Source organism: Synechococcus elongatus PCC 6301, assembly GCF_000010065.1.
Taxonomy (GTDB): domain Bacteria; phylum Cyanobacteriota; class Cyanobacteriia; order Synechococcales; family Synechococcaceae; genus Synechococcus; species Synechococcus elongatus.
Genome location: NC_006576.1, coordinates 1,684,658 through 1,709,259 on the forward strand (window position 1 = coordinate 1,684,658; position 24,602 = coordinate 1,709,259).

27 protein-coding genes, 2 tRNA genes, 1 pseudogene and 1 riboswitch are annotated in these 24,602 nt (G+C 55.9%); of the genes and pseudogenes, 14 read left to right on the forward strand and 16 right to left on the reverse strand.

The features are described 5' to 3' along the window. Positions 1-66: 66 nt before the first annotated feature. Both hypF and SYC_RS08295 read left to right on the forward strand, forming a co-directional pair. The gene (gene hypF, locus SYC_RS08290) at positions 67-2,379 is read left to right on the forward strand and encodes a carbamoyltransferase HypF (RefSeq protein ID WP_011243869.1); all 2,313 of its coding nucleotides are present in this window, start codon (positions 67-69) and stop codon (positions 2,377-2,379) included. After that, positions 2,327-2,572 (forward strand): HypC/HybG/HupF family hydrogenase formation chaperone, encoded by a 246-nt coding sequence (locus tag SYC_RS08295; RefSeq protein ID WP_011243870.1) that lies wholly within the window; start codon positions 2,327-2,329, stop codon positions 2,570-2,572. The genes hypF and SYC_RS08295 overlap by 53 nt, the downstream gene beginning before the upstream one ends. Here SYC_RS08295 and SYC_RS08300 read toward each other — a convergent pair. Then, positions 2,569-3,642, reverse strand: coding sequence for an ATP-binding protein (locus SYC_RS08300; protein WP_011243871.1), 1,074 nt, complete (start codon positions 3,640-3,642; stop codon positions 2,569-2,571). The genes SYC_RS08295 and SYC_RS08300 overlap by 4 nt on opposite strands. Before the next feature lie 128 nt (positions 3,643-3,770). On the opposite strand from SYC_RS08300, the gene SYC_RS08305 reads away from it, so the two are divergent. Further along, a complete protein-coding gene (locus tag SYC_RS08305; protein WP_011378515.1) occupies positions 3,771-4,025 on the forward strand; it encodes a hypothetical protein in 255 nt (84 codons plus the stop codon). Between the two features lie 72 nt (positions 4,026-4,097). Here SYC_RS08305 and leuD read toward each other — a convergent pair whose 3' ends face one another. The 4 genes from leuD to SYC_RS08325 all read right to left on the reverse strand — a co-directional run bounded on the left by leuD (position 4,098) and on the right by SYC_RS08325 (position 7,147). After that, entirely contained in the window at positions 4,098-4,706 is a 609-nt protein-coding gene (gene leuD / locus SYC_RS08310) for a 3-isopropylmalate dehydratase small subunit (protein WP_011243872.1), read from the reverse strand. Between the two features lie 97 nt (positions 4,707-4,803). Continuing rightward, positions 4,804-5,124, reverse strand: coding sequence for a hypothetical protein (locus SYC_RS08315; RefSeq protein ID WP_011243873.1), 321 nt, complete (start codon positions 5,122-5,124; stop codon positions 4,804-4,806). A gap of 48 nt (positions 5,125-5,172) precedes the next feature. After that, positions 5,173-5,892: a GDSL-type esterase/lipase family protein gene (locus SYC_RS08320; protein ID WP_011243874.1), complete on the reverse strand. Its 720-nt coding sequence runs from the start codon at positions 5,890-5,892 to the stop codon at positions 5,173-5,175. A gap of 76 nt (positions 5,893-5,968) precedes the next feature. After that, complete coding sequence (locus tag SYC_RS08325; protein WP_011243875.1) at positions 5,969-7,147, reverse strand: pyridoxal phosphate-dependent aminotransferase; 1,179 nt, start codon at positions 7,145-7,147, stop codon at positions 5,969-5,971. Between the two features lie 113 nt (positions 7,148-7,260). Between SYC_RS08325 and SYC_RS08330 the strand changes: the two genes are divergently transcribed. From SYC_RS08330 to SYC_RS08340, 3 genes are read left to right on the forward strand one after another with little or no spacing between them, the layout of a single operon-like run. Then, complete coding sequence (locus SYC_RS08330; RefSeq protein WP_011243876.1) at positions 7,261-7,650, forward strand: VOC family protein; 390 nt, start codon at positions 7,261-7,263, stop codon at positions 7,648-7,650. Positions 7,651-7,679: 29 nt separating this feature from the next. Further along, complete coding sequence (locus SYC_RS08335; protein ID WP_011243877.1) at positions 7,680-8,387, forward strand: uracil-DNA glycosylase; 708 nt, start codon at positions 7,680-7,682, stop codon at positions 8,385-8,387. 16 nt (positions 8,388-8,403) lie between these two features. Next, complete coding sequence (locus SYC_RS08340) at positions 8,404-8,751, forward strand: c-type cytochrome (RefSeq protein ID WP_011243878.1); 348 nt, start codon at positions 8,404-8,406, stop codon at positions 8,749-8,751. Positions 8,752-8,964: 213 nt separating this feature from the next. Here SYC_RS08340 and SYC_RS08345 read toward each other — a convergent pair. The 3 genes from SYC_RS08345 to rplS all read right to left on the reverse strand — a co-directional run bounded on the left by SYC_RS08345 (position 8,965) and on the right by rplS (position 9,725). Then, a tRNA-Asp gene (locus SYC_RS08345) sits at positions 8,965-9,038 on the reverse strand. A gap of 206 nt (positions 9,039-9,244) precedes the next feature. Further along, positions 9,245-9,317, reverse strand: a tRNA-Trp gene (locus SYC_RS08350). 45 nt (positions 9,318-9,362) lie between these two features. After that, positions 9,363-9,725 (reverse strand): 50S ribosomal protein L19, encoded by a 363-nt coding sequence (gene rplS, locus SYC_RS08355; RefSeq protein WP_039755904.1) that lies wholly within the window; start codon positions 9,723-9,725, stop codon positions 9,363-9,365. 105 nt (positions 9,726-9,830) lie between these two features. On the opposite strand from rplS, the gene SYC_RS08360 reads away from it, so the two are divergent. From SYC_RS08360 to SYC_RS08380, 5 genes are all read left to right on the forward strand, one after another. Further along, positions 9,831-10,292, forward strand: coding sequence for a cupredoxin domain-containing protein (locus SYC_RS08360; RefSeq protein WP_011243880.1), 462 nt, complete (start codon positions 9,831-9,833; stop codon positions 10,290-10,292). A gap of 189 nt (positions 10,293-10,481) precedes the next feature. Then, the gene (locus SYC_RS08365) at positions 10,482-11,027 is read left to right on the forward strand and encodes a thylakoid membrane photosystem I accumulation factor (RefSeq protein WP_041677005.1); all 546 of its coding nucleotides are present in this window, start codon (positions 10,482-10,484) and stop codon (positions 11,025-11,027) included. Between the two features lie 141 nt (positions 11,028-11,168). Beyond that, positions 11,169-11,855 (forward strand): ATP-dependent Clp protease proteolytic subunit, encoded by a 687-nt coding sequence (locus tag SYC_RS08370; protein WP_011243882.1) that lies wholly within the window; start codon positions 11,169-11,171, stop codon positions 11,853-11,855. Between the two features lie 42 nt (positions 11,856-11,897). Then, positions 11,898-12,497, forward strand: a complete 600-nt coding sequence (locus SYC_RS08375) for an ATP-dependent Clp protease proteolytic subunit (RefSeq protein WP_011243883.1) — start codon at positions 11,898-11,900, stop codon at positions 12,495-12,497. A 5-nt stretch (positions 12,498-12,502) separates the two neighbouring features. Continuing rightward, positions 12,503-13,036 carry a J domain-containing protein gene (locus tag SYC_RS08380; protein ID WP_011243884.1) on the forward strand — a complete coding sequence of 178 codons (534 nt, stop codon included), beginning with the start codon at positions 12,503-12,505 and terminating at the stop codon, positions 13,034-13,036. Here SYC_RS08380 and SYC_RS08385 read toward each other — a convergent pair. Beyond that, positions 13,019-16,225 carry a diguanylate cyclase gene (locus tag SYC_RS08385; RefSeq protein ID WP_011243885.1) on the reverse strand — a complete coding sequence of 1,069 codons (3,207 nt, stop codon included), beginning with the start codon at positions 16,223-16,225 and terminating at the stop codon, positions 13,019-13,021. The two genes, SYC_RS08380 and SYC_RS08385, sit on opposite strands and share 18 nt — an antisense overlap. Before the next feature lie 192 nt (positions 16,226-16,417). Between SYC_RS08385 and SYC_RS08390 the strand changes: the two genes are divergently transcribed. Continuing rightward, entirely contained in the window at positions 16,418-17,734 is a 1,317-nt protein-coding gene (locus SYC_RS08390) for a GGDEF domain-containing protein (protein ID WP_011243886.1), read from the forward strand. A 16-nt stretch (positions 17,735-17,750) separates the two neighbouring features. Here SYC_RS08390 and SYC_RS08395 read toward each other — a convergent pair whose 3' ends face one another. Beyond that, positions 17,751-18,131, reverse strand: a complete 381-nt coding sequence (locus SYC_RS08395) for a hypothetical protein (protein ID WP_011243887.1) — start codon at positions 18,129-18,131, stop codon at positions 17,751-17,753. 108 nt (positions 18,132-18,239) lie between these two features. Here SYC_RS08395 and SYC_RS08400 point away from each other — a divergent pair, with 108 nt between their 5' ends. Next, positions 18,240-19,139, forward strand: a complete 900-nt coding sequence (locus tag SYC_RS08400; RefSeq protein ID WP_011378509.1) for an alpha/beta fold hydrolase — start codon at positions 18,240-18,242, stop codon at positions 19,137-19,139. 83 nt (positions 19,140-19,222) lie between these two features. Here SYC_RS08400 and tsf read toward each other — a convergent pair whose 3' ends face one another. After that, positions 19,223-19,888 (reverse strand): translation elongation factor Ts, encoded by a 666-nt coding sequence (gene tsf, locus SYC_RS08405; protein ID WP_011243889.1) that lies wholly within the window; start codon positions 19,886-19,888, stop codon positions 19,223-19,225. 102 nt (positions 19,889-19,990) lie between these two features. Then, a complete protein-coding gene (gene rpsB, locus SYC_RS08410) occupies positions 19,991-20,746 on the reverse strand; it encodes a 30S ribosomal protein S2 (protein WP_011243890.1) in 756 nt (251 codons plus the stop codon). 252 nt (positions 20,747-20,998) lie between these two features. Beyond that, positions 20,999-21,055: riboswitch (Glutamine riboswitch) on the forward strand. 36 nt (positions 21,056-21,091) lie between these two features. Between rpsB and SYC_RS08415 the strand changes: the two genes are divergently transcribed. After that, positions 21,092-21,376, forward strand: a complete 285-nt coding sequence (locus SYC_RS08415; protein WP_011378507.1) for a DUF4278 domain-containing protein — start codon at positions 21,092-21,094, stop codon at positions 21,374-21,376. Between the two features lie 325 nt (positions 21,377-21,701). Here the strand turns inward: SYC_RS08415 and SYC_RS14230 are convergent, their stop codons facing one another. From SYC_RS14230 to clpX, 4 genes and pseudogenes are all read right to left on the reverse strand, one after another. Further along, positions 21,702-22,076 carry a PspA/IM30 family protein gene (locus tag SYC_RS14230; protein WP_419756856.1) on the reverse strand — a complete coding sequence of 125 codons (375 nt, stop codon included), beginning with the start codon at positions 22,074-22,076 and terminating at the stop codon, positions 21,702-21,704. Positions 22,077-22,156: 80 nt separating this feature from the next. After that, positions 22,157-22,387 (reverse strand): annotated as a pseudogene (locus SYC_RS14235) (lecithin retinol acyltransferase family protein); the annotation flags it as partial. A 23-nt stretch (positions 22,388-22,410) separates the two neighbouring features. Further along, positions 22,411-23,253 (reverse strand): alpha/beta fold hydrolase, encoded by an 843-nt coding sequence (locus SYC_RS08425; RefSeq protein ID WP_011243892.1) that lies wholly within the window; start codon positions 23,251-23,253, stop codon positions 22,411-22,413. Further along, the gene (clpX, locus tag SYC_RS08430; protein WP_011243893.1) at positions 23,250-24,599 is read right to left on the reverse strand and encodes an ATP-dependent protease ATP-binding subunit ClpX; all 1,350 of its coding nucleotides are present in this window, start codon (positions 24,597-24,599) and stop codon (positions 23,250-23,252) included. Before clpX ends, SYC_RS08425 begins: the two co-directional genes overlap by 4 nt. Positions 24,600-24,602 lie beyond the last annotated feature (3 nt).

Here is a 24,602-nt window from a genome sequence, read left to right on the forward strand (position 1 = left end):
AGGGGCGATCGCGCTCCAAAACTCGATGGGTCGTCACACTGAAGCCACTGTCCGATTGCTCTCGGTATGACAGGAGTCCTCACGGCAAAACAGGAGCGCTGGCGGCTGCGCGTCCAAGGCGTGGTGCAGGGCATCGGCTTCCGACCTTTTGTCTGGCGTTTGGCTCGCGAACTGGGACTGACCGGCTGGGTGAACAATGATGCGGCTGGCGCTCAGATTGAAGTGGAAGGAGCGATCGCCCAACTCCAGCAGTTTCAGCAGCGCTTGCTGGTTGAACTCCCTGCGGCAGGTCGCTGTGATCGCCTGCAACAAGAACGGCTGACTCTTCAAGGCGATCGCGAGTTTGTGATTGCAACTTCAATGGCTTCGGAGCAGAGCACCGCGCAACTACCGCCCGATCGCGCTCCTTGCTCTGCCTGTCTGCGAGAACTGTGGGATCTGCGCGATCGCCGCTATCGCTATCCCTTTCTGAATTGCACCGTCTGCGGCCCGCGCGCCAGCATTGTTCGGCAACTTCCCTACGATCGCAATCGCACCACGCTGGCGACGTTTCCGCTCTGCCCCGACTGTCAGCGGGAGTATCAAGATCCGAGCGATCGCCGGTTTCATGCCCAGCCGATCGCCTGCCCCACCTGTGGCCCACAACTGCAACTTTGGGATGCTCAAGGTCAAGTTTTAGCCGATCGCGATCGCTCTTTGACTGAGGCGATCGCCGCACTTCAACAAGGCAAAATTCTGGCATTGAAAGGACTGGGCGGCTTTCAACTGCTGGTAGATGCCTGCCAGACTGACGCGGTGCAACGACTGCGCGATCGCAAAAGCCGACCTCATAAACCGCTAGCGTTACTCCTGCCGGATCTGGAGGCGGTGCGACAGCTTTGCCAAATCTCTGCCGCTGAAGCAGAACTCTTGCAGTCGCCTGCTGCACCGATCGTGTTGCTGCGGGCGATCGCTTCGGAACCTTGGCTGGCGGCGATCGCACCAGACTGCTGTGAACTCGGCCTGATGCTACCGGCGACACCGCTCCATCATTTGCTCAGTCGTGATTTTGGTCAGCCGTTGGTCGCCACCAGTGGCAACCGTAGCGGCGATCCGCTCTGCTGGGATGAAGTAGATGCGCTGGAGAGCTTGAGTGCAATCGCCGATCTTTGGCTCGTCCACGATCGTCCGATCGCCCTACCAATGGATGATTCCGTCACGCGGATTATTGATGGACAGATTCAAGTTCTGCGCCGAGCAAGGGGCTACGTTCCGACGCCGATCGCGATCGCAACGCCCGCTGAACCCCTCCTCATTCTGGGTAGTTGGCAGAAGAACACGCCCGCGATCGCGGCTGATGGACAACTGCAACTCGCGCCCTATGTTGGTGACCTCGAAAGTCTTGCCGCCCGCGATCGCCGCCAACAAGTAATTGAGCATCTACAAACTGTGATGGGATTGCAGCCAACCGCTTGGGTTGCCGATGCTCATCCGGATGCGCCTTTGCTGGCGCCAACCGAAACGCGATCGGGCTGGCATGTTCAGCATCACTTGGCGCATGTGTTGGCCGTAGCAGCCGAACATCAACTGCAACCACCTTTTCTCGGGCTGGCTTGGGATGGCAGTGGCTGGGGACTCGATCAAACCGTTTGGGGCAGTGAAGCCTTGATTTGCCAGACGGAGGGCTGGCAACGCTGGAGGCATCTCCAGCTGTGGCCACTGTTGGGGGGCGATCGCGCTGCAAAAGAACCGCGCCGGTCTGCTCTGGCCCTGCTCTGGCAGCTCGAAGGCGATCGCTGCTGGGATTTGCCGGAGTTACAAACGGTGTTCAGCCCGACGGAGCGATCGCTGTTACAGGCGTGGTTAAGTCGCGATCGCGGCCTGAAAACCTCCAGCATGGGGCGATTATTTGAGGCGATCGCTTGGATCTGTCGTTGGCAGGGTGATCAAACCTACGAAGGGCAGGTGGCGACTTGGCTAGAAAATCAGTGCGATCCTCAGATTGTCGGCGATTATCCGCTGTCCCTGACTGAAACAGGTATTGACTGGCGATCGCTTCTGCAAGCGGTTTGGTGCGATCGCCAAGCAGATCTATCCACGGCGATCCTCGCAACTCGTTTTCATCGCAGCCTGATTCAGTTGGTTGTGGCACTTGCCCAGCAAGCAGGGCTAGAGCCAGTGATTTTGAGTGGTGGTTGCTTCCAGAATCGTTTCTTATTGGAAGGCGCGATCGCGGCTTTGCGATCGGCGGGCTTCCAGCCCTATTGGGCACAGCAACTACCGCCCAATGATGGTGGCATTGCAGCTGGACAGGTCTTAGCCGTTCATTGGTATGGAGGATCCAAGCATGTGCTTAGCGGTTCCGGGACAACTGCTCAGTATTCACACGCAGCCGGATGATCCGGACGGTCTGTTTCGTAGTGGACGTGTCAGCTTTGGCGGTGCCATTCGTGCAGTCAGCCTTGCCTGTGTGCCTGAGGCGCGAGTGGGCGACTACGTGATTGTCCATGCGGGCTTGGCTCTCACGGTTCTGGATGCGGAAGAAGCAGAGCGAACCTTGGTGATAACGGCCGCGATCGCGGCTGAGAATTAGCCGACTCGCCGTTGTAGCCATTGCCCAAACAGCGGCAGCGCTAAGCGATACCCTGACTCAGGACCATAGATCAGGCCCTTCTGCATCAAGCTGTTCAAGGCACCTTGCAAACCACCACCCCGAGAGAGTTGGTGTTTTTGGATGTAGTGACCGGCCTGGGGACTAGAGGTTGGGTCGATCGCCAAACTCTCCAGGAGTCGCACCTGACTCGTGGGTAGCAGCAGCAATAGCGACTCGAAGGTCAGCGCCAGATCTTCCAAGAGTGAAGCGATCGCCACCTCCACCTGCGATCGCTCGATAGTCGGGCTGGGTTGCAGCAGCCAGAGTCGCCGCGCTAGGGTTTCTGTCTCTCCCGGATGGCCTTGGGTTGCTGCCCAAAATGCTTGAATGGCGTCTGGACTAAAGCTGCGACCCCAATCGGCAAATTGCTGATTGAGCCACTGCTCGACAGTCGCTTGACTGAGGGGATGGAGCGTAATAATTTCCAGTCCACTGGCGATCGCCCAAGGTTCAGCCGCCGTGGCAATCAAGGCATAGCAAACCTGTGTCTGCCGAGCAATTTCGCTGCGGAGCTGCGTCTCCCAATGCCCCTTCCGGTCCCAAGTCTGGAGATGGCTAAAGTTGCGGAACATCACCACCACGCGCTGCTCAAAGCGCTCAGCCAAGAGTTGCGGTAACGCCAAAATGGCATGACTAAGCTGCCGTTCGCGGCTACTAGCCCCCAGTTCAAATTTGAATGTGGTGGCGCTCTCTTGAATACCCACCCGATGCTCAGCGGCCCACTCCCGTAGCTGGTCGCGCTCTGGTGGAGCCGTAAAGGCAGTGGCGATCGCATCAAGATAGAGGGCTAGGAAGCGAGGATTATTGGTTGCTCGTAGGCAATCGACTTCGAGGCAATAACCGCCCAGTACCTGGGTCACTGCTCGTACGAGGGCAGTACGACCACTGCGGGGCACACCGGCAATCAGACAATCACCATCCTGTTCCAGACAGTGCTGAAGCCGCTCAGCTTCCGTTGCTCGGCCAAGGGGTAGCCCCTGCTCAAACAGGGCAAATTTGGGAATAGACATGCTCTCCAGCCTAAAAGATGCCTGCTGCTTGGGAACTAGAAGGCTCGTTTAAGGACCGCAGAAATGAGCAGCGATCGCTCAGCTGGGGATGCCTCAGCTAGGACACACTACGCCTGTGAAATCCTGCTATGACCGCTTCTGGAGAGCGCATCAGCCGCTTTGAAGCCGAGATCGCTGCTTCCTTGCAGCGCATCGACCAGCTCCGCGAAGACTACCAACGCGACCAAGCTAGAGCGCAAGAGCAGTTTGAGTCGTATCAGAAGGCTGCACAGGCGCGCTTTGATCTTTACCAGCAGACGACGCAATCCTTGGTCAATCTAGCCTTTGGTTTGATTGTCTCCGCCACGATCGCAGTCGTTGTTTCGGTCATCTTCAAGTCCTAGCGATCGCCCAACACAAAACCGATCGCGGCAGGCACCAACGATCGGTCTAACCTCGAGCAACAAGGTCAAATGCTAGCTGGCTGCGATCGCTTGCCAGCCCACGTAAGGAAGATTGGCGGCAGTTTGAGCGATCGCTTCTGCATTGGCGACTAGTTGACCGGTTGCATCCCACTGACCGCTACGCAGCATTTGGAGTGGCCCAGGAGCGAGTGTCAGCTCTGCGCTCCAAGCTCCGCGTCGAACTTGCAGTTCTTCTAGATCGACTGTGACAGGCTGGCTAGGGTCAGATGCGATCGCTGCTTGCAATTCAGCCACTGCTGCCGCCCCAGCTGTCACGCAGGGAATCCCCAGACTGAGGCAGTTGCCAAAGAAAATCTCCGCAAAACTTTCGCCCACAATCGCCTGAATGCCCCATTTAGCGATCGCCTGAGGAGCGTGCTCTCGGCTAGAACCACAGCCAAAGTTACGGTTGACCACCAGAACCGTCGCGCCCTGATACTGTGCTTGGTCAAAGGGATGTTGGCCCTGCAGTTGCTGGCGATCATCGATAAAGACGTTGGCACCCAGACCGTCAAAGGTGACACTGCGCAGGAATCGGGCTGGGATGATGCGATCGGTGTCGATATCGTTGCCCACCAACGGCACAGCCCGACCGGTTACTTCCAGGATTTCGCTACCCATGTGACTCGCGCATGCAAACAGTGCTCCCTAGATCATGCCTGATTGCTGAGCGATGCTGACGAAAGAGGGAGGAGCGATCGCCTCAATCTGGTCACGATCAGTCTGCTTGGGCCGCAATATCCTCGTCACCAGCCTCATCTAGCAGTGCATCCGCCACATACTCGATGATCCGCAGACAGGCATGCCGACAGCCATCCCGGCAATCATCAAACATTTCCGTGATGTGCTCGCCCGGTAGCCCAGCATCCTGCAGCAACTTGACTACGCGCAGGTTCGCTTCCCAGTCTTCGCCAAAAACAGCTTCATTGACGAGCTCCTCTGCTACCGCAAAGGCATTACAGAGATAAACGCCCGCTTCCTCTGTCGGCTCGGCTGCAGCCAAGGGATGGAGGAATTGCGGTGTTTCTTGTTCTGACATCAGGGCCTGGGGCAGACAGCAGGTTGGTTGCAGTGTAGCGGAGGGGGGTCACAAATGGGTGACACGGGTTCTGACGCTGGCGATTTCAGCAGCCAAACTGGGCTGGTACAGCAACTGTTGTAAGGGTGCCCAAGCTTGCACCTCTTCGTATATGGCGCGATAACCACTGACATTCGGATGAAGCCCATCGGGACCGAGGCAAGACTGCCACCATTCTTCGCCCCGTTCCCACCAGCGGCTGAACAGATCGAGATAGGGCAGATTCAGTTCTTCACAAGCCTGCTGCGTAATTGCCGTATATTCACGCTGATCCGCATGGTTGAACCAGAGGCAATCGGCGAACGGCATCTGCGCTTCGGACACTGGCACCATGCCGATCACGAGGGTCGGCGCAAGCGATTTTGATTCCTGCAGCAAGGCTTGGATCGCTTCCGTAAAGCGATCGCGTGGACACATTTGTCGTCCTTTCAAAGAACCAATGCGGGCGGAATCATTAATACCGACCGAGAGCAGGATGACATCGGGTTGTTGGCGCCGCAATTCACCCCGACAGCGAAATTCGGCCTCTAGGCGTTGCTGAACTTGCTCTACCCCATCCCCACGGACGCCGAGGTTGTAGAGCACTGGGCCGGGGCGATCGGGGTGCATCCACTGACGTCGTAGCCGCTCCACCCAGCCACCGCCCTCTGGATCACCGTAGCCATAAATTGTGCTGTCCCCAATCGCGATCCAACGCTGCGGAACCAGCGGCCGAACTGTCGAACCCATCGCTTACTAAGCAAAAGTGCTGATCAAGATAGCACCTTGTCTCCAGTCACGGTGGACAAGGACGACTAATGCAGCCTCAAACCGAGACACCAAGCAGGCTGTTTTGGAAGAGCTGTAACCGTTCCAGACCCTTTTCAATCGTTTGGCAGTCAGTGGCGTAGGAGAGCCGGATGCTGCGATCGTCGCCAAAGGCAATGCCGGGAATGGCTGCAACTTGATGTTGATCCAACAGTTGACGGCAATAGGTCATCGAGTCGAGACCTGTTTTGCTGATGTCCACGAAGACGTAGAACGCCCCTTCCGGTATTGGACAGGAGAGCCCCGCGATTTGATTCAGTCCGTTCAAGATCAACTGACGCCGCTCCGTAAAGGCAGCCAGCATTTCTGCCACACAATCCTGTGGACCTTGCAGAGCTGCGATCGCGCCGTACTGGGCAAAGGTGCAGACGTTTGAGGTGCTGTGGCTTTGCAGCGATGCAGCAGCAGCAATTAGCTCGCTCGGACCCGCGAGGTAGCCAACCCGCCATCCTGTCATCGAGTAGGCTTTGGCGAAGCCGTTGCTGATCAGCGTTCGTTCAAAACAGGCGGGGCTCAAGCTGCCAATGCTGTGGTGATCGGCTCCGTCGTAAAGGATCTTTTCGTAAATTTCATCAGAAACGACCCAAAAGTCATGGGCTTCAATGATCGGCGCGATCGCTTCCAGTTCTTGCCGGCTATAGACCATCCCCGTGGGATTGGAGGGGGAATTCAGCACTAGCAGCCGTGTCCGAGGCGTAATCGCCCCTGCCAATTGCTGCGGCTGGAGTTTAAAGCCGTCGCTGGCGAAAGTTTCAACGATGACGGGCACACCGCCCGCCAACTTGACCATTTCGGGATAGCTCAACCAGTAAGGTGCGGGGATAATCACCTCATCGCCCGGATCGAGCAGCACCTGCATCAGGTTGTAGAGTGACTGCTTACCGCCATTGGTGACGAGAATGTTGGCGGCTTGGTAATCGAGTCCGTTGTCGGCGCGCAATTTTTGGGCGATCGCTTCGCGCAGATCAGGTTCACCGGCTGCAGGACCGTAGCGAGTTTTGCCCTCTGCTAGCGCTTGAGCTGCTGCATTGCGAATGTGCAAAGGTGTTTCAAAGTCGGGCTCCCCGGCGCTGAAGCTGCAGACATCCAAGCCCTCAGCTTTCATCGCTTTGGCTTGGGCAGCGATCGCGAGAGTCAACGATGGTGACACTCGCCCCACACGCTCGGATAGTTTCATGAAAGCGGCTGGCGGCGCAGGTGGCAAAAAGGCAATCTTTCGATCTTAAAGTCTTGGCTCACTCCACGACGCATCAATTTTTGAAGAATTTGCAGTTGTGACTGACAGAATCCATGCTCACTCTTGAAATGACCTTGGCCGTACAGAATCTAGCGGTGATGCAGGCGTTCTATACAGCTCTGCTGGGCAGCGGGCCAGGGGTGGTTTGGGGCGATCGCTACGCGGGTTTTCAGATTCACGGGCAACGACTAGGATTGTTCCGCCCCCGCGCTGAGGAGCGCGATCGCTGGCGATCGGCGGCTGGTGCTTGGAGTCTCTGCCTTTACGTGCCGGATCTGGAAATGGCTTGTCAGACGGTGCTGGCAGCCGGTGGATGGATTGAATCCGCGGCGATCGCCGAAACCTACGGACGCGAATGTTACGCCCAAGATCCCGAAGGGAATCGACTCCTGCTCTGTCAGGGTGAGCCTCCGGTTACGATTCCAGATCCCCAGCCCGCTTAAGATCGAGCCAGCGATCGCAATCTGGGGCTATGAGCGAGGATCAAATTAGTCTGTTCGACTTCGGTGCTGCAGCGGAACCGGTGGCCGACGCCCCAGCCACGGTCGATCGCGCCGCAATTCCGACGAGCGCCAGTATTCCGATTCCTGCAGGAACTTTCAGCACTGTCGAAGAGCTGCTAGAGCCCTGTAATGCTTGCCAGCGCTGTGGATTGGGGCAAACCCGCACCCATGCGGTGGTGGGGCGCGGTAATCCTCAAGCCAAGCTGATGGTGATTGGCGAAGGCCCTGGCGAGAACGAGGATCTACAAGGCCTGCCGTTTGTTGGTAAAGCGGGTCAATTGCTCGATCGCATTCTGGCGGCGGTCAGCCTCGATAGCAATCGCGACGTCTACATCGCCAACATCGTCAAATGTCGGCCGCCGGGGAACCGCAAGCCCACGCCCGAGGAAATGGCGGCCTGTGTGCCCTACTTGCAAGAGCAGGTGCGCCTGGTCCAACCCAAGATCATTCTTTTGGCGGGCGCGACGGCGGTGCAAGGGCTGCTGGGTGACAAGCGCGGCATCACCAAAATTCGCGGCCTCTGGATGGAATGGCAAGGCATTGCCTGTATGCCCGTCTTTCACCCGGCCTATCTGCTGCGCAACCCGTCCAAAGAGCAGGGCAGTCCCAAATGGCTGATGTGGCAGGACATCCAAGAAGTCAAACGGCGCCTCGACGAATTGTCCGCAACCCCCTAAGCCCTCGAGAACTGTCATGAACCGTCTGTTGCGATCGCTCCTCATGGCTTTTTGCCTGCTGATTTGTGGGCTGACTATCGCTCCAATTTCCACTCAGGCTGCACCGGCAACTGGAGCAGCGCTCTTCGAGGCACAGTGCGTTGGTTGCCATATTGGCGGCGGCAATATTATTCGCCGGGGCAAAACCCTACAACTCAAAGCCCTGAAAAAAAATGGTTACGACACTGCTGAAGCGATCGCGACGATCGTCAGCCAGGGCAAAAACAACATGTCCGCCTACAGCGATCGCCTCAGCCCCGAGGAAATTGCGATCGTTTCCGCCTATGTGCTGGAACAAGCCAACGCGGGCTGGCCTCGGTCATAATCCCTGTCGCTAAGCGGAACGATTCAGAAGCTTTGGACAGGACTCGCCCTGAATTCCGAGGATTCTTGCTGCGTCGGGAGTCCAGTGAATCGGTCTGCTGCGGGTGTGAACCGAGTGCCCTTAACAATGTGCGATTGAGTCAGATCAGAGTGCTTCAAAAGCCAGCAAACCTCTACTCAAGCTAGCTAGCCTTTTAAGTTGTTGAAGTTAGAACGGGACTGACGGGGCTCGAACCCGCAACTTCCGCCGTGACAGGGCGGTGCTCTAACCGATTGAACTACAGTCCCAGTTGCAACTCATTACTGAGCGCATGAATAATCATGCCTGTCTGTCCAGCCTGTGTCAAGCCTTTCCGACAAAGTTTTTGTGCGGTTCCAGTGAATTGCTTTCCGATCGCTTGCTAATCGCCATCAGTGAAAGCTGTGATCATCGCTGCTGATCAAAACTCACTCAAAACAAAACCCTCAGTCCTGTGACTGAAGGTTGTTTAAAACGCGCCCTGGAGGACTTGAACCCCCGACATCAGGTTTTGGAGACCTGCGTTCTACCAACTGAACTAAGAGCGCAAGAGCAGAGGCCGAAACCTCTTGCATTGTATCGGATGCCGATCCTTAGATCGAGCGATCGAAGCGCTGTTTGACGCGGGTTGCTTTGCCGACGCGATCGCGCAGGTAGTACAGCTTCGCCCGACGCACTCGACCGCGACGGAGAACTTGCACACTAGCGACGGCCGGCGAGTGAAGCAGGAAGACCCGTTCAACGCCTACACCTTGGAAGATGCGGCGAACGGTAATGCTCTCGTTGATGCCACCGCCACTGTTGGCGATTACAACCCCTTCATACGGCTGTACGCGCTCTTTGCCACCCTCTTGGATGCGAACGCCCACTTTGACCGTGTCACCGACGTAGATCGTCGGCAAGTCCGACTTGGTGTATTCCGCTTCAATTGAGCGGATGATTTCTTGGGCGCCCATAGACCCGCTGTAAAACTCACAGTCCACTAGCTTAGCGAAGTTGATTGTCACTTGTCTAGAGGGGAATGCTAAAAATGCCCCCGATCGCTGCTTGAGGATTGCGCTATGGCTCATCTCTCATCTCTATGGAAACCGCAAGGGCTGCGCCACTGGCTGCTATGGTTGGCGATCGTGCTCTGGGCTGCTTGGTGCTGCTGGCCGAGACCAGTGATCGCGGCCACCGTTCGGCAAAGCATTAGCATCGATCTCGGGAATGCAGCAGGCGAGCTGCGCTTTTTCCCCAGTCAACTCCGGCTCAAAGCGGGCCAGCCCTACGAATTGGCCTTACATAATCCCAGCCCACTCAAGCACTACTTCACCGCCAAAGACTTTAGCGATGCTATCTGGACTCGCAAAGTCGATGCCGGTGGTGTCGAAGTCAAGGGCAGCATTCGGGAGCTGGAGCTGCGGCCTGGCAGTGAAGCCGTGTGGCAATTTACCCCGGAACGGCCCGGACAATATGACCTACGCTGTCGCATTGCGGGGCATACCGATGCGGGCATGACAGGACAGTTAATCGTCGAGTAACTCGCTGAGATTTCTAAGGGTGAAGCCTGTCTAGCGGTCGGGCGATCGCGGTGGATTCACGCCGGGCTATCTCAGTGGGGAGTCTTGGTGCTCTGTTGTCTGCTCAATCGCTTGCCCTCTGCAGCTTTCATTTCAGCGCGATCGGTATCTGAGGGAGAATAAAGACCCGCCGCTGTCTATGTGCTGGTTATGCGTCGTTTTGTTCTCTGCTGCCTGACCGTCCTGATCTTGGGAATGAGCTGCTTGTGGTCACCCGCAGCGCAGGCCAGCCTGCAAGACGATCGCTTTGACGGCAACATTTTTGCGCTCTATGCAGGCAATGGATCGCTGGTGCCGCCTCGGATGCCTTTGAGTCAGGCGATCGCAGAGCACCGCCCCTCGCTATTGGTCTTCTATTTAGATGACAGCCGCGATTGCAAGCAGTTCGCCAGTGTGGTTTCGCAGCTGCAAGCGCCCTTCGGTCGGGTAGTGGAGTTCATTCCCGTCAATGCTGATACGGTGCAGGGCGATCGCCCACAAGATCCGGCTGAAGCAGGTTTCTATTACCAAGGTGTGGTGCCCCAAGTCGTTGTCTTCGATCAGCAAGGCAAGGTTCGCCTCAATCAAACCGGATTGGTTGCCTACGATGCGATCGACGATGCGTTGCGGTCGGTGTTGGATCTGCCCGCGCGATCGCAGACGGAGACGACTCGTCCTCGCATCCTCAACGAAATCAACACCGAATTGGTGCAGTAGTCAGGGGACTGAGCTAGGGCGATCGCAGTCTGTAGTCTGTCGGACTTGATCCCGATACGGGGTTAACCCTCAGCACACAGGGAGCGGCAGGCAAAGCGAGCGCTAGACTGAAGAAACGTCGCTCAGCGGAACCGCTTGGCTATGCTCGAATCGATTCAAGCAGTGCAGGCACCTTATTACGGGGATGTGTCCTACCGGACGCCGCCACCGGATTTGCCCTCGTTGCTGCTCAAGGAGCGGATTATCTACCTCGGCATGCCGTTGTTCTCGTCTGACGATGTGAAGCGGCAAGTGGGTTTCGATGTGACGGAGCTGATCATTGCTCAGCTGCTCTATCTGGAATTCGATAATCCCGAGAAGCCGATTTACTTCTACATCAATTCCACCGGCACCTCTTGGTACACCGGCGATGCGATCGGCTACGAAACCGAAGCCTTCGCCATCTGCGACACGATGCGCTACATCAAGCCGCCGGTACACACCATCTGCATCGGTCAGGCAATGGGAACGGCGGCCATGATTCTCTCGGGTGGGACGCCGGGCAACCGCGCCAGCTTGCCCCACGCCACGATCGTGCTCAACCAGCCCCGTACTGGTGCTCAGGGTCAGGCCTCGGATATTCAAATCCGCGCCAAAGAGGTGCTGGCTAACAAGCGCACCATGCTGGAGATCTTTGCTCGCAACACAGGTCAAGATCCCGATCGCTTGGCCCGCGACACCGATCGCATGCTTTATATGACTCCGGCTCAGGCTGTGGAGTATGGCTTGATCGATCGCGTCCTCGACAGCCGCAAGGATTTGCCTGCGCCGTTGCCAAGCTTCTCCTAGTCTTCCGACCGTCTTTGTCCTGTCCTCCACCCATCCTGCGCTATGCCTATTGGAGTCCCGAGCGTTCCCTACCGTCTTCCGGGAAGCAGCTTTGAACGCTGGATCGATATCTACAACCGTCTAGCGATGGAGCGGATCATCTTCCTCGGGCAGGAAGTGACCGATGGCTTGGCCAATAGCATTGTGGCTCAGCTGCTCTATCTTGATTCGGAAGACTCCAGCAAGCCGATCTATCTCTACATCAACTCGCCCGGTGGCTCAGTCACGGCGGGGATGGCGATCTACGACACGATGCAATACATCAAGTCGCCGGTGATCACTATTTGCTTGGGTCTGGCGGCTTCGATGGGTGCGTTCCTGCTCTGCGCCGGCAGCAAAGGAAAACGGCTCGCATTGCCTCATTCGCGGATTATGATTCACCAACCGCTGGGGGGAACGGGTCGCCGTCAGGCTTCCGATATTGAAATCGAAGCCAAAGAGATTCTGCGAATCAAAAAACTGCTGAACCAAATCATGGCCGATCGCACCGGTCAGCCTCTTGAAAAAATCGAGAAGGACACCGATCGCGACTACTTCATGTCTGCTGAAGAAGCCCGTGAGTACGGCTTGATCGACCAAGTGATCGCGGAACGGCCTGTCTAGTTGCCATGAGTGCCGAGCGATCGCGATGGCTGCAGTGTTTGGGACTTCCTGCTACGGCTGACGCGATCGCGATCAAAACGGCTTACCGTCAGTTGGCGCGGCAGTGGCACCCCGATTGCAATCCCGATCCGCAAGCCACCGCTCGTTTTCAGGAGATCCAGATCGCCTACGAGCGGCTGTTAGTTCTGCAAGAATCCGCCACGGCTCAACCCGTTCCGCAAGCCCCCCCAGCGGATGCAGCTCTGATTGCCCTCAAACGTCAGTTCCAGCCACAACTACAAGATCTGCTGGCGGATGGACGCTGGGCGAAGGCGATCGCCTTAACTGAAGCACTGCAACAACGCTTACCCGACGATTGGGAAGTGCGTCAGTGGTTGGCAATCTGTTATCTCCGGCAAGGGCAAGCCTTGCTGGTTCAACAACAGCGACAGCAAGCGATCGTCTACTTTGAGAAAGCGCGCCGCACCGATCCGCACAATCCACGCCTCCAACAAGAAATTCAAGCCAGCCATAGGCTGGCCTCAGCTCGGCGAGCCTGACGGATCTGGATTAACCGCGATTGCAGAGTCATCAGCGCTCATCAATTCGAATTTGCGCCAGCTGGGTTGATGTACCACGACGCAGTTACGGCCTGCAGCTTTGGCTTGGTAAAGACTGGTGTCAGCTGACTTGATCAACGTATCGCTCGCTAGCCCCGATTCTGGGAATGCAGCCACCCCAATTGAGATCGTGAGAGAGGGCAGCGTTTGCTCGTGATAGCTGATGATTAATTGAGCGATCGCCTGTCGAATTTGATCAGCCTTGCGAGCGCTGACTTCAAGGCTGGCTCCCGGCATTAAAATCGCAATTTCTTCGCCACCAAAGCGACAGACCACATCTGAGGCACGAACTTGGTTAAGCAGGGCGCGAGCTACCTGTTTCAAGACCATATCGCCTGCATCGTGGCCAAACTCGTCGTTGAAACGCTTGAAGTAGTCAATATCCAGCATTAATATCCCGATGCTGTCACCACTGCGCTTGGCGCGGGCCAATTCCTGTTCAAAAAATTCCTGCAGATAGCGGCGATTGAACAACCCTGTAAGCGGATCGCGCAGGTTCTCTTGGCGCAGGGTTTCTCGCAGTTGGAGGTTGGCAATTGCTAATGCAAGTTGCTCAGCGATGGTTTCAGCTAGAGGTGGGGCCTTGCTGTCCACACAGCTATTGTCATGTGTAACCATTTGTTCAAACTGTAGGTGCCCCAAAATCTCGCCGAAAGCGGCGAGCGGCAAGCAAAAAATGCTTTCTCCCGAGGAGATCTTGCCCTTGACGTGGGGGCAAGCTGGACTAAGCACTTGGTCCGGATCATAGAGATAGGGCGTACCACGGCGTAGAGCCCAACAATCGCTGAGCAAAAAAGACGGCTGAGTATGAACGGGTTGGCCCCATTCAACAATGGCTTGGAGCATTTCGAGCTTTCCATCCCGCTGGAGCAAACTCAGCTGACCGCGACAGTTAGGAAAGAGTTGGGGGAGAAATCCGGCAATTACTTGTCCTGCTTCAGCAACCGTGGAACAAGCCTGTAGAAAATCATTCAGCTGTCCCAGCAGTTGCATCTCCCGATTACGTTGATCGAGTTCTTGAATGCGCTCCTGCAACGCCAAGCCCATTTCTTTGAGTGCTGTGATATCAATCGCTAGTCCTTGGACTAGCAGCGTTCCATCGACTGACAGCAACATCTCGCCTTGGTCGCGCACCCAAATGGTTTGGCCATCGCTGCGAATCATCCGATATTCAAAGCTGTAGGCTCGTTGTTCGGCGAGCGCGGCTTCAAACTGCTGTTGTATCTTGTCTAGGTCGTCTGGATGCACAAACTGTTGCCACGTGTTGGCAAAGCCTGCATGCCACTGGGATTGATCAACTCCGAGCAAGGTTTCAATCTGAGGGCTGACATACCCCTTGTCCTGTAGAGCATTCGGCGAGAAACGATAGACCACCCCCGGATTCTTCTCGATCAGAAGACGGGCTTGCTCTTCGGCCTGGGCTAAACGTAATTCTGTAGCTTTGCGATCGGTGATATCGATCGCACTGCCGATGAGTCGCACCACCTGACCTTCAGCATTACGAACGGCTTCGCCTTGTCCACTGACCCAGTGAATGCTGCCATCAGCCCAAGTCACACGAAAGTCGATGGAATAAGGAGTTCCTTGTTGGATGCATCTCTGCACATTTCTAAGCCAGTAGTCGCGATCGAGGGGATGAATTTGCTGTAGATGTTCCTCAAAGCTGGGTACGGGCTCACTGGGGTTCATCCCAAACAAACGAAACAGTTGAGGCGACCATTCAATTGTTTGGGTGACAACCTCAAAGGCCCAACTGCCAACCTTGGCGACGCGCTGAGCCGTTTCGAGCTGATCGCGAATCGACTCCAGTTCGGTGGTACGGATCTGCACTAAATGCTCAAGATTTTCGCTGAGATCCCGTAGCTGGCGATCAGTGTGTGCACGCTCGGTGACATCAATCACTGTACTTAAAACTAGTGATCGTCCTTCGGCGTCTGGCCCGAGAGCGGAGGAATAAAAATCCCAAGTCCGCAGCGCTCCCGAGCGAGTTTGAATGACAAATTCCCCATTCGCCTGCCGTTGACCGGGCGGCATCGCATAAACTTCCTCTGCGATGCGTAACACTTCTGCTACCTTCTCTGGGCCATAGACTTTTTCGAACCAACTTTCAACGGTGGGCGTGTCTTCAAGTTCATAACCACTTAATTCCCGCCAAGCTTCGTTGACCTCTAAGATGCAACCGTCACTGCGATAGAGCACCATCGGCTGAGGGGCTTGCATGACAATTTGTCGGAAACGCCGCTGGATCTCTTGGGCTGCTTGGAGTGCGGTCAACAGTTTTTCTTCTTGCTGATTGAGCGATCGCGCAACAACCCAAAGAAGTGCGACTAGCAGACTGGTCGTAATCGGTGCCACGAGGCCGTCACTGACCACGGGGGTGACCGATAAGTACTGTTGGCTCAAAAACTTGAGACCGCGTAACAGCAGCGGTAATACAAAGAGCCAAGGCAACAGAGTCCGACTCAGTCGCCCCCCAAGCGAAGGACTACTCAGAATTGCTAGCAATCCCCGTTGGGGGTGGAAGCTGAGAGCCCCAATGCTGAGCACTAAGAACCCCACAACCGTGTTAGAGGCGATCGCACTTTGGCGGTCGAGGAATAGATAAAAAGCATTGATGCCGAGTAAATAGCCAAAAAGGCCAAGCATTGCAATCCACCCGGCAATCAAAGCAAGACTCTGGCTACAGATCACTCGTGGTTCTCTCTGACTGCGAGCACAGCTGAGAGAAGCGGTCAGCAGTAAAAACGAGATTGCAGCTTGATCACTCATCCGACCCGGCAGGCCAGACCCCACTGGGGAAATGCGATCGCGAACCAGCAGTTCATCCAGCCCTAGATTCCAGCCCGTGACATATTGCAGCATGGTCAAGCTGGTGATCGTAGCGACTAGTAATAGACAAACGCGGTGCCATTGCTGCTGCCAACGCACCCTTGACTGCGCCCAGATCAATGCCCAACCGCTGAGGATAAAGCAGAAAGCCGTGTTGACCTTCATTGTGTTGGCACTGCCCGGCAGCAGCATCGTTAGTGCTGGACTACTGATTGCCCAGCCCAAGAGCACGATGAGCCCGAGGGTGATTGCCAAGAAGCCACAGAGTCGAGGGAGTGACAGCCAAACCCGTAATCGCATGAACTGCTCAAAGCCCAAAACAAAGGGGCTAGCACCTCCTCTTCTAGTATCTTGAGCTCCACCTTGATTGCTCGGCTTTTTTACAATGCCCAACAGAAATCCCAAGGCAGGTCTTAATCTATAGAGAGCAGCCCAAACTAGTTATTCCCTAGTGTGGTATCTGATTGTTTAATTTGTTGAGCTAACTGTTCTGTGCCACCCTCGCGCGACTCACGCCATCCTTGGCCGGCAGCTAGTCGATGGATGCTGGGACTGGCGGCAGGGCTCGTCGTCGCTTGCTTGCTCGCGATTTTGAAGCCCGGTTCTGGCTGGTTGTTTTTGGCCAGTGGACTTGCCTCTGTTAGCGTAGCGTCTTTCCTCCAGGCAGCCAGTGATCGGCGCTACCTCGACGATCTGAGCCATCGCTATGAGCAGTTGCATGATGAGAAAGAAATACTAGAGGAAAACTATCAGAAACAACTCGCCCAAGAGCGCATCCTACTAGACATTACCCTCAATATTCGTCAGTCGCTTAACCTCAGCCAAGTGATGGAGACCGCGGTCTCAGAAGTGCGATCGCTTCTGCGTGTCAATCGTGTCTTAATCTATCAATTTCAGCCTGACTGGCGTGGTCTGATCGTTGCTGAATCAGTATCTGAGCCGGAATTCTCGCTGATGGGAATTCAGATTGAAGATTATTGCTTTGCCAATAACTGGGACCAGCAGTATCGTGATGGTTATATCCATCAAATTGACCACGTTGCCATTGCTGGATTAGATGACTGCTATCGTCGGTTGTTGCAATCGATCAAGGTAAAAGCCAATTTGGTTTTGCCGATTCGCTACGGTGATAGCCTGTGGGGCTTATTAGCTGCTCATCACTGTATTCTGCCGCGGACTTGGCGTAATAGTGAAGTCGTATTGCTGACCCAAGTTGCCGAACAGCTGAGTATTGCGATCGCTCAATCGCAGTTGCTGAAAACCTTGCAAGTAACGAACCAGAGATTGCAGGATCAGGTGCGCATTGACGGCCTGACTCAAATTCCCAATCGCCGCCGCTTTGATGAGTATTTCAACGATGTTTGGCTATGGGGCTGTCGTGATCACACGCCTGTGGCCTTACTGCTGATCGATGTTGATTACTTCAAAACCTATAACGATTTTTACGGGCATTTGGCCGGTGATGAAGTCCTGCGAAAAATTGGTTTATTGCTGAATTCGGTCGTTTTGCGAGCTACAGATCTGGTCGCTCGCTACGGGGGCGAAGAATTTGTCGCTGTTCTGCCAAGCACGACTCTCGAGGGAGCCCAAGCGGTGGCACGACGGTTACAAGCAGATTTACAGCGGTTGCAGATCCCACACAATCATTCGCCAGTTGCCGCTTGGGTGACAGTCAGTATTGGTATTGCGGTCACCATTCCCACGATTGATGTTGCATTAACGGACCTGATTGATCAGGCAGATAAGGCTTTGTACGAGGCGAAATCAGCAGGCCGCAATTGCATTATGTGGGCGGAGTCTTTGGCTTGAATTGCTGATCTAGATGTCAGGGTTGCTCGGTCGACTGTCGACCGAGGGCATAGACCCCGCAGGCGATCGAAGCAACCATGCCAAGACTTAAACCCCAGCTGTGTCCTAGGCTCACCTCCACACCCCAATCGCAAACACCACCCAAGACCAACAGGGGAAGGGTACTGATAATTGAGGCATAGAGCAGATTGACCGATTCCCGGGCTTCCCGCGATCGCTCGTACTCGGTGGTCGATGTGTAGAGAGAGCGATCGGCTTCTCCTAGCCAATGGGCAAGCTGCTGACTGAGTCGGCGGGTGACTGGCGCTAGGGCAAAGTAGAGCGCAATTGCCCAGAGAGCGGCTGCGGCCACACTGACCGCATCAAAGGGAAACAGCGATCGCAGGAAGAGAAACATCGGAGTCAGGAGACGACATAGTCTCTACAGCCTGACACAGACTTTTGGGCAGAACCGTTCATGGTGCGATCGCTAGGATCAAATCAGCCATTGTGGAGTGAGGAGATCATGCCGATCGCAGCAGTACCCGGTCAGGTTTGGACTTGGCAGGGTCACCAGATCTATTACGTGCAAGCTGGGGAGACAGCAGGCGATCGCCCGCCTTTATTGTTGGTGCATGGCTTTGGTGCCTCAACCGACCACTGGTGGAAAAATATTGCAGACCTACAGGCAGACTTCCAAGTCTGGGCCATTGACCTGCTGGGCTTTGGTCGCTCCGCCAAACCGGCGATTGACTACAGCGGTCAACTCTGGCAACAGCAGCTCACGGATTTTATTCAAACCGTCATCGGTCAGCCTGCGATCGTGGCGGGTAACTCTCTGGGAGGATACGCTGCCCTCTGTGCGGCTGCCGCTGCTTCAGATTGGGTCAAGGGGGTTGTGTTGCTGAATAGTGCTGGCCCCTTCACGCCCGATGCGCCGCCCCCCGAGCCCTCGCCCTTGCAAAAATTCTGGCGATCGCTGCTGCGTGGCCTCACCCGCCAGCCCTGGGCCGTTTGGTTAGTCTTCAAGAATTTGCAGCGCCCCCAAACGATTCGCCGCACCCTCGAAAAGGTCTACTGCGATCGCAGTGCCGTCACCGATGATCTCGTTGAAGCGATTCGCCGTCCTTCCCTCGATCCGGGCGCCTTTGAGGTGTTTCGCTCGGTCTTCCGAACGCCCCAAGGTGAACCCGTTGATCAGCTCCTAGCACGACTCACCTGTCCGTTGCTCTTGATCTGGGGGAGCGGCGATCCCTGGATGAATTGCCAGCAGCGCAGTCAGCAGTTCCAGCGCTATGCTCGCAACCTGACAGAGCATTTTCTCGAAGCGGGCCATTGCCCCCACGATGAAGTACCTGACCAAGTCGATCGCTTGATTCGGGAGTGGGTAGAGCAGGCGATCACGCCGCAGTCACTGTGCTGTTAGCGATCGCGCAAAAAAAGAGGCAGAACCCGATCGGCTCTGCCCCTATATTTCTAACTCGTTCGAGTTGCTAGAATCAGCGGTTTTTAGCTTTGGGCAGCTGCTGCTTGAGCGGCCACTTCGGCAGCAAAATCGCTCTCAGCTTTCTCAATGCCTTCACCGAGGACAAAGCGGGTAAAGCGACGCACTTGGATGTTTTCACCCAATTCAGCGATCGACTGTTTCACCAGCTCAGCCACCGAGATGTTGGGGTCGCGGATGTAGGGCTGATCCAGCAGCGTCAACTCTTTCAGTCGTTTTTCAATCCGGCCCACCACGATTTTCTCGCGGATATTTTCCGGCTTGTTGGCCAAGTCGTCACGACCCATTTCGATCGCTTTTTCCCGCTCAGCAATTTCAGCCGGGATGTCTTCGACTTTGACAAATTCCACGTTCGGGCAAGCCGCAATTTGCATGGCAATGCTGCGGACGAGCTCTTGGAATTTATCGCCACGAGCCACGAAGTCGGTTTCGCAGTTGACTTCAACCAGCACGCCGACACGGCCGCCGGTGTGGATGTAGCTGCCAACCAACCCTTCAGCTGCGGTGCGGCCCGATTTCTTCTCAGCCGAAGCAATCCCTTTCTGACGCAGCCATTCGATCGCTTTTTGCAGGTCGCCGTCGTTTTCGTTCAGCGCCTTTTTGCAATCCATCATGCCAGCGCCGGTCTTTTCCCGGAGCTCCTTAACGAGCTTTGCACTAATTTCAGCCATGATCCAGGTGTGATGTGGGGGTCAAATTTTTGTCGATGAGGCGGTGGAGCCGCCGCAGGGCCACTGGGCCGCAGACTAGCCTACTCCACCGCGATCGCTTGCCTATGCTTCGTCGGCGTCGTCTTCGTACTCGTCTTCGGCGCCGTCGTAGTCATACTCTTCAGCAACCGGAGCTGCACCGTGACGAGCTTCGTAGATCGCGTCTGCCAGTTTGCTGACAATCAGCTTGACCGAGCGAATCGCGTCGTCGTTGCCCGGAATCGGCACATCGACCACGTCGGGGTCACAGTTGGTATCGAGCATCGCCACGATCGGAATGCCCAGCTTTTGGCATTCTTGGACCGCGTTGTACTCGCGTTTTTGGTCGATGATCACCACTGCGTCGGGCAGGCGGCGCATATTTTTGATGCCGCCCAAGTATTTCTGCAGCCGCTCCAGCTCACGCCGCAGCACTGCCGCTTCTTTCTTGGGACGCAGGGCCAAAGCGCCGGTTTCTCCCATCCGTTCCAGCTCTTTCAAGCGGTCAACCCGGCCTTTAATCGTGGCCCAGTTGGTAAGCATGCCGCCCAACCAACGTTGGTTGATGTAGTAGGAGCCGCAGCGGGTGGCTTCTTCAGCGATGATGCCAGCAGCTTGGCGTTTGGTGCCAACAAACAGGAAGCGCTTACCTTGCTCGGCGTTGGTGCGCACCCAGCGGTAGGCAGTTTCGACACATTGCGCTGTTTTGACAAGGTCAATGATGTGGACCCCATTGCGCGCCGTGTAGATGTAGGGCGCCATGCGGGGGTTCCAACGACGAGTCTGGTGTCCAAAGTGGACACCAGACTCCATCATTTCAGCGAGAGAAATGATTGCCATGATTATTTGACTCCAGGTCGGGTTTAAGCCTCCACCTCGACAGGATTCATTCCACCGGAATGAACACCCGAACGTCGAAGTGTGCGATTTGACACTTTTTCTAGGGTAGCACTTGGGCGCGATCGCAGGCGATGACCTGACTACAGCGATCGCGTGACAGATGGGACGGTATCTCCAGACAAGCGCTAGGAATGTGCTTCAGAAAACAGCCACAAATTCCGTAGCATTTGCTACAGTTTAAGGGCGAGGGTAATCGTTGGCCCAGTTTATCTGGGTGGAAGTAAGGTCTTTGGCCTGAAGCAACGCGCCTCTCAATGTCAAACAAAGTTGAGACGCGTACCCAAAATGGAACTGACATACCGCGGGATTAAATATCCCTACACCCCCCCGACCGTCGCTTCGGCACCGAGCAGCATCTATACCGAATACAAAGGTCTCGATCTGCGCTTCCGCTCTAAAGAAGAACCCGTGCAACCGCTGAAAGTTGAAATGGCTCAGGCCAAACCGGCAACTTCAGCAAATCCAACGGAAGAAAAACTGGTGAGTCATCTCTACCGCCACGCCCTGCGTAGCTTGCAGCGGCAACAGCAAAAATCGATGCGGGCCAAACAAGAGCTGCAGTTTGGCTAAAAATTCGCCAGGATTGGCTCCCTATCCTGTTTGACGACGCCTACAGATCGCCTGCTGGAGTTCCAGCAGGCTTTTTTATGGCAATCTGCAAGGTAGTTAGGACGATTGAACTTCGAATAGTTTGGTTGAGAGTCAACAGCCTCGGCTCGTGGGGGGTGATTACGCCCGCACCCGCGTACTGGGAAACTCAGTGAGAATGATCGGCTCAATCACGATCGCTACGGGTACCACTCGCTGGTTTAGCCACAGGTTTGAGGCTCATTCAGTTAGGTCAAAACCTCTTAATTTCCGACTCACTCAGTGCAATATGAGCGATCGCTGTCCGCTAGATCCGCGAGAGTAGTTGCCGTAATTCTGCCAGCTGCAGTTCTAGATTCTGCATTTGGCGCTTGAGGGGATAGCGCTTTTCGAGGGCGGCACGGGCGAGGTCTTCGCGATCGCGCTGCAGGGCGGTTTGGGCTGTTTTGTGCCAGGATTCGGCTTCTTGTCGGATCTGGGCCAGTTGTTGCTGGAGTTGGTTTCCGTCACCAAGAGGGAGGTCCGAGCTTCTTGTAGCAAGCGTTCGGCTTGGACAGGATCCGCAGACTGTTGAGCTTGACTGAGGAGATTCTGCACCCCTAGGGCACCGGCGGCTGCCAAGGCTGGCAGCACGAGCGGGCCACCGAGGAGTAGCCCACCAACGGCCCCGATTGCTAGCGATCGCTCAACTTGGCTGCTGTTTGCCCGACCCGTTTTGCACCAAGTGGCGAAGTGTTCGCAGTTGCTGAACAGGACGTTGTAGCGTTGTTCCCCCAGACGACTGAGGGCGCGTTCGATCGTGATGTCGGCAGGGTCGCAGTCGGCATAATCACGCAGCCGAATGGGCTCGCCCCGACGGAAGTATTCTTTGCTGGTGCGAACAATCGTTTCGCCTTCGAGGTAGTGCACGACGGTGCCATCCCCAATATCAATGCCGTGATGGGTGTACAGTCCGCCCCGTCGATCGACAACGAGATGATCGCCTTGTGCCATAGAACCGAGAAGAGTCCTCTTCGCTAGGGTAGCGAGCTGCGGGGGGCTTGGAGGAACGGTCGTGCGATCGCGGCAAAAGTGGTTGGATCCTCCAGCATCGGTAGGTGTCCAACTTGGGGAATAACCACCTGCCGACAGCGATTGCTGAGGGTTGCAGCCTGCTCAGCCAAGGCAACTGGTGCAATCTGATCAAACTGGCCCGAAATCAGTAGAGTCGGCACAGCGATCGATCGCCAAGCCTGACCGAGTTGCTCGATAGCATTGGCGCTGACAGCGTCTTGCAGGCTGCCGATCGCGGCTTCGGTATCCGCTTGCAGAAAGTCCGCCAGAAAGGATCGAGTGGTTGCTGGATCAAGCGGTCGATGACAGAAGCGACTGAGAATCAGGCGATCGAGGCCAGGAATTTGCTGCCAGAGCGGCGATCGCGAGCGCACAAGGAGCTGGCTGATCTGCTGAAAAATCGCAAAGGCGATCGGGGAGTAAGTAAACAGTCCGCTGGCGGTCAACAGCAGACGATCGCAGCGATCGGGATAAGCCTGGGCAAATAGGAGCGCGATGCTGCAGCCCCAAGAGTGAGCCACAATCCGGACTGGCGGTAACGCAAGCTGATCAAGTAGAGCGACTACATCCGCAACCGTTGCTTGCAAGCTGTAGTCCTGACCTGCTGGCTGCGATCGGGCTTCACCAAAGCCGCGCCAATCGAGAGCCAGTCCTGCTCCACAATCCTCCAGCGCTTGGGCCATTGGCTGCCAATTACGACGACTGCCCCCCCAACCATGGAGATAGAGAATGGGCGCTTGGCGATCGCCTGCTAAAGTCCATTCCGCTTGCAGTGACCCCCCTTGGGGTGAGGCGATCGCAATCAAGCGGATTCCGGTGTGGGCAAACTGGACGGGAGCAAGAGTACGTCTGCGCTAGAGCGTTTTTCAACCATCTCCCGCGTGATCGTGCAGTGGGTGACGTCCTGACGCGAGGGCAGTTCGTACATCACTTCCAGCATGATCTCTTCGACAATGCCGCGGAGTGCCCGCGCTCCGGTCTTACGGCGGAAGGCTTCACGAGCGATCGCTTCGATCGCATCTTGGCGAAACTCCAGCTCGACGCTGTCCATGTGCATCAGCTTCTGATACTGCTTGACCAGCGCATCCCGGGGTTCGGTCAGGATTTCCGTCAACGCCGTTTCGTCGAGCGGATCGAGGACCGCCGTGACGGGCATCCGGCCAATAAATTCGGGAATCAGGCCAAACTGGACCAGATCCTCGGGTTCCATGTGGCGCAGGATGGCCGCTGCCCGCTGCTCCTTGGTTTTGCTCTCTTCTGGGTGAACAAAGCCGATCGATTTTTTGCCAAGACGGCGATCGACTAGTTTCTCCAACCCGACAAAAGCACCACCACAGATAAACAGGATGTTGCGCGTATCGATTTGGATACAGTCCTGATAGGGATGCTTGCGACCGCCTTGGGGGGGGACATTGGCAATTGTGCCTTCCAGCATCTTCAGGAGTGCCTGCTGGACGCCTTCGCCCGAGACATCGCGCGTGATCGAAGGGTTTTCGCTCTTGCGCGCGATTTTGTCGATTTCGTCGATGTAGATGATGCCGCGTTGAGCTTCCTCGATATCGAGATCGGCCACTTGCAGGAGCCGCAGCAGAATGTTTTCGACGTCCTCACCGACGTAGCCGGCTTCGGTCAGGGTTGTCGCATCAGCGACGGCAAAAGGAACATCTAACAGCTTGGCAAGCGTCTGAGCCAGCAAGGTTTTACCGCAGCCCGTTGGTCCAATCAGCAGAATATTCGACTTCTGGATTTCAATCGTTTCGCCTGCTTCCTCCGCTGATTGCTGGTAGGCGAGCCGCTTGTAGTGGTTGTAAACCGCTACCGACAACATCTTTTTGGCTTCGTTTTGACCAATGACGTGGTGGTCAAGATAGCGCTTGATGTCGTGGGGCTTGGGAATCTGCGACAGCGTTAGCGATCGCTTCGGTTTGCGTGGGCCTTGGTGACTAGTGGTAGCAGCAGTGGCTGGTTTAGGGCTACCGGGCGGCGGTGCTGGGTTGGCATTACCGTCGAACAGCTCTTCGTCGAGGATTTCGTTGCAGAGGTCGACGCACTCATCACAAATGTAGACTCCAGGGCCGGCGATGAGTTTGCGCACCTGCTCCTGGGATTTTCCACAAAAAGAGCACTTCAGGTGAGAGTCGTATCTCGACATCAC